Origin of the sequence: Citreicoccus inhibens, from assembly GCF_019039035.1 — a bacterium.
Taxonomy (GTDB): Bacteria; Myxococcota; Myxococcia; order Myxococcales; family Myxococcaceae; genus Citreicoccus; species Citreicoccus inhibens.
In genome coordinates, this window is sequence record NZ_JAHNZT010000003.1 from 154,248 (window position 1) to 166,755 (window position 12,508).

14 protein-coding genes are annotated in these 12,508 nt (G+C 69.7%); all 14 read right to left on the reverse strand.

Annotated elements, in window-relative coordinates:
- Nucleotides 1-19 precede the first annotated feature (19 nt).
- The 14 genes from KRR26_RS05240 to KRR26_RS36625 all read right to left on the reverse strand — a co-directional run bounded on the left by KRR26_RS05240 (nucleotide 20) and on the right by KRR26_RS36625 (nucleotide 12,359).
- The gene (locus tag KRR26_RS05240; protein ID WP_120201400.1) at nucleotides 20-838 is read right to left on the reverse strand and encodes a flagellar biosynthetic protein FliR; all 819 of its coding nucleotides are present in this window, start codon (nucleotides 836-838) and stop codon (nucleotides 20-22) included.
- Nucleotides 835-1,101: a flagellar biosynthesis protein FliQ gene (fliQ, locus tag KRR26_RS05245; protein ID WP_120201402.1), complete on the reverse strand. Its 267-nt coding sequence runs from the start codon at nucleotides 1,099-1,101 to the stop codon at nucleotides 835-837. The genes KRR26_RS05240 and fliQ overlap by 4 nt, the downstream gene beginning before the upstream one ends.
- A gap of 15 nt (nucleotides 1,102-1,116) precedes the next feature.
- Complete coding sequence (gene sctR / locus KRR26_RS05250; protein ID WP_217079247.1) at nucleotides 1,117-1,950, reverse strand: type III secretion system export apparatus subunit SctR; 834 nt, start codon at nucleotides 1,948-1,950, stop codon at nucleotides 1,117-1,119.
- 10 nt (nucleotides 1,951-1,960) lie between these two features.
- Nucleotides 1,961-2,641, reverse strand: a complete 681-nt coding sequence (locus tag KRR26_RS05255) for a flagellar biosynthetic protein FliO (RefSeq protein ID WP_217079248.1) — start codon at nucleotides 2,639-2,641, stop codon at nucleotides 1,961-1,963.
- A gap of 94 nt (nucleotides 2,642-2,735) precedes the next feature.
- Nucleotides 2,736-4,085 carry a type III secretion system cytoplasmic ring protein SctQ gene (gene sctQ, locus KRR26_RS05260; RefSeq protein WP_217079249.1) on the reverse strand — a complete coding sequence of 450 codons (1,350 nt, stop codon included), beginning with the start codon at nucleotides 4,083-4,085 and terminating at the stop codon, nucleotides 2,736-2,738.
- Entirely contained in the window at nucleotides 4,082-5,026 is a 945-nt protein-coding gene (locus tag KRR26_RS05265) for a flagellar hook-length control protein FliK (RefSeq protein ID WP_120201410.1), read from the reverse strand. The genes sctQ and KRR26_RS05265 overlap by 4 nt, the downstream gene beginning before the upstream one ends.
- 36 nt (nucleotides 5,027-5,062) lie before the next feature.
- Nucleotides 5,063-5,551 carry a flagellar assembly protein FliH gene (locus KRR26_RS05270; RefSeq protein ID WP_120201412.1) on the reverse strand — a complete coding sequence of 163 codons (489 nt, stop codon included), beginning with the start codon at nucleotides 5,549-5,551 and terminating at the stop codon, nucleotides 5,063-5,065.
- Nucleotides 5,552-5,614: 63 nt separating this feature from the next.
- Complete coding sequence (sctN, locus tag KRR26_RS05275; protein ID WP_120201414.1) at nucleotides 5,615-6,925, reverse strand: type III secretion system ATPase SctN; 1,311 nt, start codon at nucleotides 6,923-6,925, stop codon at nucleotides 5,615-5,617.
- Between the two features lie 19 nt (nucleotides 6,926-6,944).
- On the reverse strand, nucleotides 6,945-7,616 hold the full coding sequence (locus KRR26_RS05280; RefSeq protein WP_120201416.1) for a FliH/SctL family protein: 672 nt from the start codon (nucleotides 7,614-7,616) through the stop codon (nucleotides 6,945-6,947).
- A gap of 24 nt (nucleotides 7,617-7,640) precedes the next feature.
- The gene (locus KRR26_RS05285) at nucleotides 7,641-9,839 is read right to left on the reverse strand and encodes a hypothetical protein (protein ID WP_217079250.1); all 2,199 of its coding nucleotides are present in this window, start codon (nucleotides 9,837-9,839) and stop codon (nucleotides 7,641-7,643) included.
- Nucleotides 9,840-9,931: 92 nt separating this feature from the next.
- Nucleotides 9,932-10,747: a type III secretion protein gene (locus KRR26_RS05290; RefSeq protein ID WP_120201420.1), complete on the reverse strand. Its 816-nt coding sequence runs from the start codon at nucleotides 10,745-10,747 to the stop codon at nucleotides 9,932-9,934.
- A 102-nt stretch (nucleotides 10,748-10,849) separates the two neighbouring features.
- Nucleotides 10,850-11,416, reverse strand: a complete 567-nt coding sequence (locus KRR26_RS05295; RefSeq protein WP_233576527.1) for an ATP-dependent helicase HrpB — start codon at nucleotides 11,414-11,416, stop codon at nucleotides 10,850-10,852.
- Nucleotides 11,298-12,131, reverse strand: coding sequence for a sigma-70 family RNA polymerase sigma factor (locus tag KRR26_RS05300; RefSeq protein ID WP_120201423.1), 834 nt, complete (start codon nucleotides 12,129-12,131; stop codon nucleotides 11,298-11,300). Before KRR26_RS05300 ends, KRR26_RS05295 begins: the two co-directional genes overlap by 119 nt.
- Before the next feature lie 9 nt (nucleotides 12,132-12,140).
- The gene (locus tag KRR26_RS36625) at nucleotides 12,141-12,359 is read right to left on the reverse strand and encodes a hypothetical protein (protein ID WP_233576529.1); all 219 of its coding nucleotides are present in this window, start codon (nucleotides 12,357-12,359) and stop codon (nucleotides 12,141-12,143) included.
- Nucleotides 12,360-12,508: the final 149 nt, after the last annotated feature.

Here is a 12,508-nt window from a genome sequence, read left to right on the forward strand (position 1 = left end):
GAAGAGCCCTCGGGAGCGCCTAGGCGAGCAGCCGGATGGCGTCCTGCAGCATGCGCAGCATGCCGGCCATCTCCGTCTGCATCCGCTCGATGACGAGCTGGATGGCGATGAACGCGATGAGCACGCCCACCAGCGGCTTGATGGACATGGAAATGAAGAAGACCTGAATCTGCGGCGCCACGCGGTTGATGGCCCCCAGCGCCAGGTCCGTGAGGAACGTGGCCAGCATGGACGGCGCGGCCAGCGCGAGGCTCACCTTCAGCAGGTCCGCGAACACGCGCATGATGACGTTGAAGAACGGCCAGATGCCGTGGCTGAAGTGAGGGAAGCCGTACAACGGCACCGTCATGAAGCTCTCCGCCAGCGCCCGGATGACCATGTGGTGGCCATCCAAGGTGAGGAACAGCACCACGGACAGCTGCACGTTGAGGCTGGAGAAGAGCGAGACCTGCTGGCCGAGCTGCGGCACGTAGAGCTGTGCGTTGTTGCTGCCCGCCATGGTGTCCGCGAGCGTCCCCGCCACGCGGGCCGCGTCAAAGACGGTGTTGACGATGAACGCCAGCGCCATCCCGAGGAAGACCTCTTTGATCAGCAGCGCCATGTACGGCAGCGCGCGGACGGGGATGTTCTCCATGCCCTCGCTGGCCACCGGGAAGAGCACGACGGCGAGCAGCAGGCCCACGCCCATCTTCACTTCGGACGGGACAACCTCTCCGCCCAGGAAGGGGCTGAAGATGAGCACGGGCATCACCCGGCACATCACCAGCGCCACCGTGAAGATGACGAGCGAGAGGTTGGTGCGCCCGCTCAGCTGGGCGAGGGCTTCCGCGACGTTCATCGGGAAATGAGGGCCGGGAACCGGTCAAACACGTGGAACGTGAAGCGCAGCAGCTGACTGCCAATCCACGGCCCCGTCATCGCCAGCACTCCGAAGACGATGATGACCTTGGGCGCGAACGTGAGCGTCTGCTCTTGAATCTGCGTGGTGGCCTGGAACAGCGAGATGAGGAAGCCCACCAGCAAGCTGATGAGCACCGGCGGCGCCGAGACGACGAGCACCAGGAACAGCGCCTCCTGGGTGACGACCGTGAGCTGATTCATGGGGGCGAGTGCTCCTTACAGGTAGCCGATGACCAGGCCCTTGGCGATGAGGTACCAGCCATCCACGAGCACGAAGAGCAGCAGCTTGAAGGGCATGGAGATGGTCGTGGGCGACAACATGTGCATGCCCAGGGCGAGCAGGATGTTGGCCACCACCATGTCGATGACGATGAACGGCACGAAGAGCAAGAAGCCGATCTGGAAGGACTCCTTCAGCTCGGAGACGACGAAGGCCGGGACGATGACCATGAAGTCCTTCTCCTGCACGTCCTGGCGGTCCTCCTCCTTCCGCATCTTCTTGGCGAGGCTGTAGAAGAGCGTGCGGTCCTTCAGGGTGACCTTCTTCAAGAGGAAGTCGCGCAGAGGCTCCTTGGAGCGGTCCGCCGCGCTGAGCATGGTGCCCACCGTCTCCGAGGAGAAGACCCCGGGCCCCCGCGCCCAGATGTCCACACCACCCGCCCGGTACATCTCCTGTCCCACCGGGGCCATGATGTAGACGGTGAGGATGACCGCCAGGCCGGTGATGACCTGGGTGGGCGGAATCTGCTGGGTGCCCAGCGCCGAGCGGACGATGGAGAGCACCACGGAAATCTTCACGAAGCTGGTGACCATCATCAGCGCGAACGGCACCAGCGACAGCGCCGCGAGCGCCAGGACGAGGATGAGTGGGCGCGACGTGAAGGAGTCGGAGCTCACCGTCTCGTTGACGACGTGGTCCGGAACCACCGGCCCTCCTGCGCCGGGCTTCTTGGCCGCCAGCGCGACGAGGGGGTGCAGCGAGACAGCGGCCGCGAACAGCCACGGCGAGACGCGGGAGACACGGCGGGCTGCGGGCGACGAGGAGTTCACGTGACGACCTTCAGACTCCCGGCGGCGTCGAGCCACCGGTCCGGCGGGAGAGGAGCTTCTGGAGGAAGGGACTCAGGGACACCACGTTGGAGGGCGGGCGCTCGGCGCGGATGCGCTCCACGGCCTCCCGGTCCAACTTCGACAACAACTGGAGGCCGCTCTCGCCGCCTCCGCCGCCCACGAGCAGGTATTCGTCCGCGGCCTTCACCACGAACAGCGTGCGGCGCTGATCCAACGGGACGCGCTCCAGCACCGAGATGACCGAGGGACGCCCCATGGGCACGCCCTGCAAGCCCATCAGCCGGCGCAGGCCCACGTTCAGCGTCAGGTAGATGGACGCCACCACCGCGCCGAGCACGGCCAGCGTGCGCACCAGCGTCCACGCGAGACTCTCGGGCTCCTCGCTCACGCCGGGAGGCGCGCCCGCGCCCAGCTCCTGGGCCAGCTCCGCCTGGCGCGCCGCCGCCGAGTTCGCCCCATCCACCGCGGCGGGCGAGGCCACTGGGGCACTTGCTGGCGCATGCGCTTCACCGACACCCGCATCCACGACGGCCGTGGGCACAGGGGTGGGGACCGAGGGACGGGCCGCGGATGCGCCGGGGGCGGGGGCCTGAGCCAGCACACCCGACGGAGCGAGCACCAGCGCGGCGCCGATCGACAGGCGCGACAAGAAGAGACGGAACACTGCCATGGCTGGGGGGCGAGCCTAGTTCACCGGACGACGGACCGCCACGGTCCCCCACCCTTCCCGAGCGGTCCTGGCCGCCTGCCCGGGTCCACCCGGCTCACCCCGCCAGGGAGAGGATCCGCACGCCAAGCTGGCCCTCCATCTCGACCAGCTCGCCTCGCGCCACGACCTTGCCGTTGACGGACAGCTCCACGGGCTCACCCGGCCCGCGGTGCAGCTCGATGACCTGACCCGAGCGCAGCCCCACCACCTGCTCGGCGGTGACCGGCACCCGCGCCAGCTCCACGGCGACCTGCAAGGGCACATCGCCCAACAAGTCGCTTCCCTCCGGCTTGTTCACGTCGTCCAAGGCCGCCCCTTCGAGTTCCGGAGGCATGTCCAGCTCCGGGTTGGTGAACTCCTCGTCTTCTTCGCCCTGCGCGCCCCCCTCGGCCTCCACCACCGCGCGCGGGTGGCCCGGCTCTCCGAGGATGACGTCCGTGATGCGCGCCTGGTACTGCCCGTCCTCGAGGATGACCTCGGCGGCCATGTAGCCAGCGCGCCCCGAGCCCAACCGCAGCTCCGCGGTGCCGTTCTCGCCCCGGTCGGGCCGCGCCGACAGCGCGTCCACCAGCAGCACGTCCTTGACGCGGAGGCTCGCCAGGTCCTGGCCGGAGATCTCCGCCACGCCAATCTCCGCGCGCAACCAGTCCCGCAGTGTGGACAGCCGCCGGGCATGGGCCGCCCAGTCCGCCCGGGCCTGGGTCCGCCGCTGCTCGCTCTCCACGGTGGGCTCGGCCGCCGCCAGCACCGCGGACGGCACCACGAAGCGAATCATCCCGGAGTGCGCCCCGAGCGACGCTTGCAGGTGCACGGCCAACATGGGGCCGTCCTCACCGAGCCGCGCGGAGACCTCATCCACGCCTCGCGACATGCCATCCAGCCGAGGCCGGGGCACTCCGGGCTGGAGTCCGGGCGACAGCACCTTGAGCGCCTCGAGGATGACGTAGCCCATCACGCCCTCCTCGATGTCCGTCAGCGGCCTCAGGCCCACCGTCTCACCGGCGCCCCCCAGGAGCAGGTCCACGGTGGCGTGCGCCAGGGCCAGCTCGACTTCCATGACGGCGCGGCCCTTGAGGGCGCCCGGAGCCAGCACCGCGAGGAACGCGGGGTCGCCCAGGAACCGGCGCAGCTCCGCCATGGGCCGCACCTGCACGGACTCCACCGACAGGCGCACCTCGACGTCGAAGAGGGCCTTGAGGCGCGCGGCCACCGCCGCCAGCGTTCCCTCGGCGGGCTGCAACCAGCGCAGGCGCTCCGCCAGGAGGCCCTGCTCGCGCGACACCTTCTCCAGGTTCTGGAACGTGAAGGGCCGCCACGCCTTCTCCGGAGGCCGCAGCTTCCGGAGGTCCACCAGCATGGTGCGCTCGTTGACTCCCGGCTCCTCGTCGGGCCCGCCCATGCTCATGCCTTGGCCTCGAACTTCAGCTGCTCCAAGGTCAGGCCGCGGCCGCCCAGCGCGCTGCGCAGGCCCTCACCTTGCTCCTCCAGCATCTTCAGCACCTGGCGATCGCTGCCGCTGAAGACCGCGCTGATCTTCCCGTTGCGCGCACTGACCTTGATGGACAGGCCGTTGAGCACATCGCCGCGCAGGTCGAGCTGGAACTCCGCGTTGCCCGCCGCGTTGGTGCCAATGCGCACGCGCTCCACGATCTTCTGGGCGATCTCACTCGCCATCGCGCGCAACCGCTCCGAGCCCGCCGCGGACGGCTTGGGCTTGGCCACTGGCACGGGCGCCATCAGCGCCGGATTGAAGCGGAACCCCGCGGCCACCTCGCCGCCGCCCTCCTTCTTGCCGTCCTTGCCGCCCCCGCCGCCGCCCTTGCTCCCGCCCGAGTCCGACTCGGCCTTGAGTTCGCCCTTCTCCGAGCTGGCGCGTCCGGCGCTGGCGCTCGCCTTGGACAGGTCACCGTCGCGGGTCTCGGTGCTGCGGCGGTCCTCACGCGACTCGACGTGACGGGACTCGGCGCGCGCCTCGGCGCTGCTCGCGTTGGCGGAGGCCTGCTGGCTGGCGCTGCTCGTCCCCTCGCGCCCCGAGGTGCTCTCCGTCTGGGACTTGCCGCCCTGGTTGGCGCGCTCGGCCTCGCCAGACTGCTTCTGGGCCACGCGCTCGTCGAAGGTCTTCCCCTGCGTCAAGCCGCTCTGCGTGGCGCGCGCGAGCACCGCCCGGGCCAGGCCCTGGGGCTGGTGCGTCTGGGTGGCCTTCTCGGCCTGTCCCTGCTGGACGAGCTTGGAGAAGACGGACTCGCCTTCCTGGCGCTTCTTGGTCTTGGCCTCGGCGAGCTTGCGCTCCTGGATGAGGCGCTCGGCCAGCCTCGCTGCATCGCGATCGTCGTCGACTCGGCTCATGGCGTCATACCCGGGTACGAGGGGAGCGCGGGGAGGTTACTTGCGCTGGCGTGCCAGGAACAAGGCATTGCCAATCTCCTCCTGCGTCAGCTCCTCGCGCTGCTGGCGCTCGGCCCGGACCTGTTTCTGCCAGGTCTCCTTGTTCTTCTCGATGGCCTTCAGCTCCTTGGCGGCCTCGGCCATGACGTACCGGCGCTGCTCCACGGCCCGTTCGGCGGCCTTCACCAGTTCCTTCTGGTGATCAATCTGGAGCGCCACCTGCGCCTCGTCGTCCTTGAGGCGCTCCTCGAACCGGTTCATCAGGTTCATGCCGTTGATGCCGGCGCCCTTGGCCATGACCTGCTGGAGGTACTCGGCCACGCGCGCCTTGCGCTCACGCTTGCGGCGCTCCAGGTCGGCCTCCAGGCGCTGCTGCTCGACCTTCTCCTTCTCCAAGACCTTGAGGGCGGCGGAGAAGGCCTGCTCCGCCTCCTCCTTGGCCTTGGTGCGCATGTCCAACAGGGCTTGCAACCGATACGGGGGCATGGGGTCCCCATCCTATCCCGGATTGCGGCGCGCGCGGGCCTCCCCGTGGACGGAAGGGGTCCCTCAGTCCTGGAACAGCTGGATGAGCTGCTCCACCGTGTCCTCGTAGGCCGAGTTCGAGTGGGTGTCCTGCTTGAGGAACTCGATGATGGAGTCGTACTTCTCGATGGCGTAGTCGGTGCGCGCGTCCGCGCCGGACTGGTAGGCGCCCAGCAGGATGAGGTCGCGCTGCTTCTCGTAGGTGGCGAGCGTCTCGCGCAGCTTCCCGGCCGCCTTCTTGTGGTCCTTGGAGACGATGCCGCTCATCACACGGCTGAGGCTGGCCAGCACGTCCATGGCGGGCCACTGGTTTCGCTCGCCCAGGGCGCGGTTGAGGATGAAGTGGCCGTCGAGAATACCGCGGACCTCGTCCGCGATGGGCTCCTCCATGTCACCGCCGGCCACGAGGCACGTGTAGATGGCGGTGCACTTGCCCTTCTCCGAGTTGCCCGTGCGCTCCAGGATGCGCGGCAGCATGGAGAACACACTGGGCGGGTAGCCCTGGCGGGCCGGCGGCTCGCCCACCGCGAGGCCAATCTCACGCTGGGCACGCGCCAGACGCGTCACCGTGTCGAGCATGAACAGCACGTTGCCGCCCCGCTCGCGGAAGTACTCGGCGATGGCCGTGGCGACGTAGGCGGCGCGCAAGCGCACGAGGCTCGGCTGATCCGACGTGGCGCACACGAGCACGGAGCGCTTCATGCCCTCCTCGCCCATGGCGTCTTCGATGAACTCGCGAACCTCGCGACCACGCTCGCCGATCAGCGCGACGACGCAGAGGTCGGCTTGGGTGTTGCGGGCGATCTGCCCCATGAGGGTGGACTTACCGACGCCGGAGCCGGCGAAGAGTCCCACGCGCTGGCCCTCGCCCACCGTCAGCAGGCCGTCGATGCAGCGCACGCCCAGGGGCAACGGGCGCTCGATGCGCTGGCGCGTGAAGGGGTCCGGACAGTCGCGGTCCACGGACCAGTCGATCATCCCTTCCGGCAGGGGGCTGCCGTCCATGGGCTCGCCGATGCCGTTGAGCACGCGCCCCAGGAGCCCCTCGCCGCACTTGATGCTCAAGGGGCGCCCGGTGGGGATGACCTCGCTGTCGGGGCCGATGCCGAACAGCTCGCCCAGGGGCATCAGCATGACCTCGTCGCCCTGGAAGCCCACGACCTCGGCCTTCACGGCGCCGCGCGTGCGGCTCTTGATGAGGACCAGCTCGCCCACGCGGACGTTGGGCACGCTCGCCTTGATGACCAGTCCGGTCAGCTCGGTGACGCGACCGCGGACGCGCACGAGCGAGGCGTCCTTGATCAGCTCGAAGTAGCGCGACAGGTCGATGGCCATGGCGGTCGCCTCCGCCGGCCTAGGCCGGCCCTTCCTTCTTGGCCGAGTCCGGCAGGAGGATGTTCTGGAGCATCTCGAACTGGGTGGGCAGCTGCGCGTCCACCGTGCCGAACTCCGTCTGGACGATGCAGCCCACCGGAGCGACCTCCTGGTCCTCCTTGATGGCCAGGTCGACCGCGCGGCCGATGAGCTCCATCAGCACTGGCTTCTTGGCGCGCAGCACCGCCGCCGTCTTGGGGTGCACGCGCAGGACCATGGAGCGGGCGTTGCGCAGGTTGTCGATGGCGGACGCGCACATGTCCACCAGCAGCTCCGGATCGCGCTCCAGGTCGCGGCCGAGAATCTTCTGGGCCACCTTGAGCGCCAGCTCGATGACGTCGCGCTCGTGTGAGGCGAGGATCTCCCCAGCCTGCATCTTCGCGCGGAGGATGATCTCCGAGGCCTGGGCGAGGCCCTCCTGACGGCCCTGCTCCCGAGCCCGGGCGATCGTCTCCTCACGCTCGCGCTGGGCCTCCGCGAGGATGCGCTCCTTCTCGCGCTGGGCATCTTCCAGGATGCCATGCGCGCCCTGGCGGGCCTCAAAGACCTCGGCGTTCATCACGCCGGCGCGGGGAGGACGCAGCACGGGCCGCTCCGCCGGAATGGCTGGCTCCGCGGTCCCATCCCCCTTGATTACCTTGCCGATCGCCATGGGCTGCTCCTTGGGGGCTCGATGCTAGCGCGTTCCGCCGCGCGGTCCACGCCCTCCTGGAGGCGGAGGTCCCTGCCGCTCGACACCCGAGGACCCTCGGCGCCGCCCCACCGCGGTCCCCTCGTGGCCCGGGCGCAGCGCGGCCATGGACGCCGACGTGGCGGAGCGCCCCGCCACCACCCGTGGAGGACGCTCGGGCTCCTCGGCCGGGCGCGCCACGGGACGAGAACCGCTGCGTGAGCGGAACACCCGCGAGCCATCCGGATCGCCCTCGGGGGCAGGTGCATCCGGACGCCGCTGGACACGAGAGCCGGCGTCAGGCTCGGCCGCCCCCGGACGACCCGGCCGCCCCACCCGCGACGCCGTCCCCTCCTCACGACTTGGAGGCGCCCCCCGAGCGGCCCCGAGCCGAGACGGAGGCGGTCCGATGCGCGCGCCATCGGGATCCGGCCGCGCGGCGCGCCCCTCACGCGCGGGGATCTCGCGGCGAGGCGGCGGTCCAATCGACGAACCCTTGTCGGCAGGAGGAGGACGGCGCACGCGAGAGCCATCCGCCGCCCCCTCGCTCTCCGGCCGAGGCATCGCCGAAATCGCCGAGCCCCGCTCCAGAGGCAGGGGACGGCGCACGCGAGAACCATCCGCCGCGCCTTCGCCCTCCGGTCGTGGCATCGCAGACACCGCGGAGCCTCGGTCCGGGGGGGGACGCCGCACCCTCGAGCCATCCGCATCGTCCTGCCGGGGCATCGAGGAGACCGCCGAGCCCCGCTCCGGAGGCAGGGGACGACGCACGCGAGAACCATCCGCCGCGCCTTCACCCTCCGGTCGTGGCATCGCCGAGACCGCCGAGCCGCGCTCCGCCGACGGACGCGGACGTGACTCATCCGCCCCACCCTCGGGACGTCCCCCTGGACGGAACGAGGCGGCTCCAGCGCGGCGCGCGGCGCGCTCGGCCATGAAGTCACGCCGAGGCTCGCCTTCCGCGCTGCTCGCCGTCTCGCTCCGCGCGCCCACGCCCCGCTGGGCGGAAGGTGGCCGCAGGGCCCCCGCAGGTCCGCGCAGCGCCCCAGCGGGTGCGCGCAGAGCGCCCCCCGGCCCTCTCGCCGCCGGGTTGGCCCCGCGCTCCGCCTCGCCCGGAGCACCCGCCGCGGGACGCGCAGGAGCGGCGCTGGGCGCCTCCGCGCGAGAGACCTCCGCCCGAGGCGGCGCACCGGCCGCGGGCTTGCGGGCACCGGGAGGCGGCGGCAGGACGGCCATGGGACGCGGCGGAGGAACCATGAGCCGAACAGGCCGCTCGATGAGGCCGCGCGCCACGAGCCGCTCCAGGTCCATCACGATGTCCGTGCGGCCGCCATCACCGCGCGCCGTCGGGCGAGAGCGCTCCTCTCGAACCCAGCGCGCGAGCAGCTGCCCGAACTCCCCGCGGTGCTTCTCCAACATGCGCGCGGCGAACTCAGGGTTCTGGGCCACGCACGCACGCGCGAGGCGCTGCACGCCCGCGCTTCGGATGGCCCCCGCCAGGCTCGCCACACCGCCGTGCGCGTCCAGCTGCGCCCGCGACTCCTCCTCGGGGAGCTTGCGCGGAGCGTTGGCGGCCACGGACTTGGTCGCGAGCACGCGCAGGTCCGGAGGCAACTGCTCGATGGAACCGTCACGCTCGCCCTCGGGCAAGCCCGCGAGGGCGGGCCCCAGCACGCGGGCCCCGAGCCGATCACACACGGTCAGGAGCTCTCGTGTCTGGAGCAGCAGCACGTCCACGAACTTGAAGCCCGCCGCGGCGGCCCCACCCGCTTGCCGGGCCAGGACCTCCTCGAGCTTCCACCGGACGATGTCGAGGACCTGCGGCCGGACCTCTCGCGTGAGCTTCACGCGGGACGGCGGCAGGTGCGAACGGACCGCCTCCGCCACCGAGCCCGGGAGCGCGCGCAGCACCACCTCGGCCAGGGCACCACGCTCTCGCTGGAGCAGCGCCGCCACGCGCTCCGGATCCGCGCTCCAGAGCTGGCCTCGGCGGTCCTTCACCAGGCGCTTGATCTCTTGCACCAGCGCCGGCAGGCGCTTCTCACGGGGGACCTGGAGGAGTTCCTGCGCGCGATGCCGCAAGAGGTCTCCCTCTTCCTCCGGGAGATGCTCCAGCGCCGACAGGCTCTCCTGTCCACCGAACGTGACGGCGGTCAGCAAGAGCATCGTCTGGCGCTTGTTGAGCGAGGTGAAGAACGTGTCCAACAGTCACCTCGCGGGCCCGGCTGGAGCCCGCTGGAGGGGGGAGAGGCGGCCCAGGAAGAAGCCGCGGTGGATGCCCGGCGGAAGGGCTCGCGTCATCCCTCCGGAGGACGGCCCCGTCCCCGAGCAGGCCGCGCGGCGGGAGCGGCGCTCGCGCCTCCGCGCATGAAGGTCCACGCCGTGAGGCCCAGCATCGCCAGGACGAGCAGGAAGGCCCCGCCCATCATCATCTTGAAGGTCCCCGCGCTGGAGGCCGTCATGCGCAGGCCCAGCACGTCCTGAAGCCGGCTCTCCGAGTCCGTCTCCGCCGACGGAGGCAGCGCCTGCGTCATCAGCACCGTCACCGCGTCCGGCTTCATCTCCGGCACCGCCGTGGCGACGAACTGCTTCACCGCGTTCGGCTCGATGGGCGGCTTGCCGCCATCCCCCGGCCGGTACTTGATGAACACGGAGGCCGACGGCATGGGCCGGTTCTCCGGCTGCGTGAGGTCGTTGTTCTCCGGCACCATCACGATGGCGCGCGCTTCCAGCACGCCGTCGATCTGGTTGAGCGCATTGGAGACCTCGCCACCCATCGCCTTGAGGAGCATCGCGCGCTCCTCGGTGGCGGTGGGCACCATGCTGCCCTTGGCGAAGTGAGACAGGCCCTTCTCCACCGGCCGCGGCAACGAGTTGAGCTTGAGCAGCTCCGCGGCCTGCGCCGCGTCCGTCTTGGGCACGGTGATCATGAACCGGACTTCGTTGCCTCCCTCCTCCTTCTCCTTCTTGGCGTTGATGCCGTTCTTGCTGAGCAGGACGTAGATCTCGTTGGCGTCCGCCTCGTTCAGCTCATGCTGAAGCTCGATGGAGCAACCCGTGACGAACAGCAAGGCGAGGAGCGGCGCGGCAAACGCGGACGGTCGGCGATTCATGGGCGGAACGTAGCTTACAGGCGCCCTGGAAAACGCGGAAGGGCGACCCCTCGTGTCGAGGGACCGCCCTTCGCTTCCGCCAGGGACCGGCGGGTGGATGACTCAGACCTGCGTCTTGACGACGTCCTTCAGGCCGCTGGTGGCCTTCTCCACGACCTTGGAGGTCAGGTCCATCTCCTGGGAGTACTTGTACATGGACGCCTGGAGGGACAGCAGCTCGCCGTTGGAGAAGTTCTTGCCGGAGCCGGCCTGGCTGATGAGCTTCTCGAGGTTGAGCTGACCCTTCTCCAGGTCACCCACCATCTTCGACATCATCTCGCCGCCGCGCGACGTGCCGGCCTTCGCCGTCTCCGTCTTGGCGTCCACGGGCTCAGCGCCGCGAGCGGTGGCCGGATCCTGCGCCGCGCCGCTGACCTTGTTCAGGCCCGCCTTCTCCGTCTTGTTGACCGTCTCCACCTGGCGCACGGCGTCCGCGCGCTGCGTGGCCTGAGCCGCCTGGGCCTTGTTCACGCCCTGGGCCGCGTCCACCTGCCCCGCGCCCTGGGCCTTGTTAGCGAGAACTCCGTCGAACTTCGAGGCGCCCTGCTTGTTCGTCTGCTGCGCGCCCTGATCCTGCAGCTTTTGCTGCGCTACCTGACCCGCGGAGATGCCGCTCATCGGAGCCGCCATGTGACACCCTCCTTGCATCCGCCGAGGGAGGAAGTTCCTCTTCCTCGGTCAAAAGTTCCTTGAGCCTATCAATGGCGCGCGCGTGAAGCCGCGACGCCCAGCTCTTCGATTGCCCAATCTCCGCGCCCGCTTCTTCCAGTGTACGGCCCTGGAAGTAATACCCCTGCAGGAGCTTGCGCTCCTTCTCCGGCAGCTTCTCGATGGCCGAGCGGACCCGGTTCTTCAGTTGCTCGGCCTCCATCCGCTGATCCGCCGGAAGAGACTCGTCCACATACCCCGCCGCCTCCGCCCCATCCTGGCCCGCAGCGAAAACCAGGGCCAGCCCCGCGACAGCATTCGAGATGTCACTGACATCATCGTCAAATGAGGTGCCGCGGTTGCTTGCGCCCTGCTCACGATCGGAAAGATTTCCGAGATACGCCGCCGCCCGCTCGCCTTGGTACGCCGTGCGGGCGTCCGCGCCCCGCAACACGCCCATCTTCCTCAGGCCGTCAAAGATGGCGCCCTTGATGCGGTAGTGGGCAAAGGTGAGGAAGTTGGCGCCGACCTTCGCGTCAAAGCGCTCGGCGGCCTCCAGCAGGCCAATCTGTCCATAGGCCATCAGTTCATCCAGCTCGAGCTGGGCACTGAACTGCTTGCGCACGGTCGCCGCGAGCGACCGTACGTAGGGCCCGTACTTCTCCAGGATGACCTTCCTGTCTTCACCCAGAGGCAAGCGGAGCGCTCACTCGGCCTTGGACCACAGCCGCTCGAGAACCTGGTTCAGCCGGGGATCATCCTGCAACGCATCCGCGATCCGGCTCGTCAAGGCGTCCGACTTCATGCGCAGTTTCTCCTCAAGCACCTCGGAGACGAGCGCCTTCGTCGCCTCTTCCTTGTTCTTGAAGCCCCCGTTCTTCAGCCGCCGGGCGATGGCGAACGCCTGCGCCGCGATCGGATCCATGGGCTGGGGGCCCTGAACGTTGCTGGAGCCTACCAGACCTGAGGGCCCGACAAGAGACTCCGCGCGGTCCACCTTGGCGCCAAAGGACGCGCCCGCCGCGGGTGCGCCACCGGACGCCCCCTTCGCGCCACCCGCGCGGCCCTTTCCAC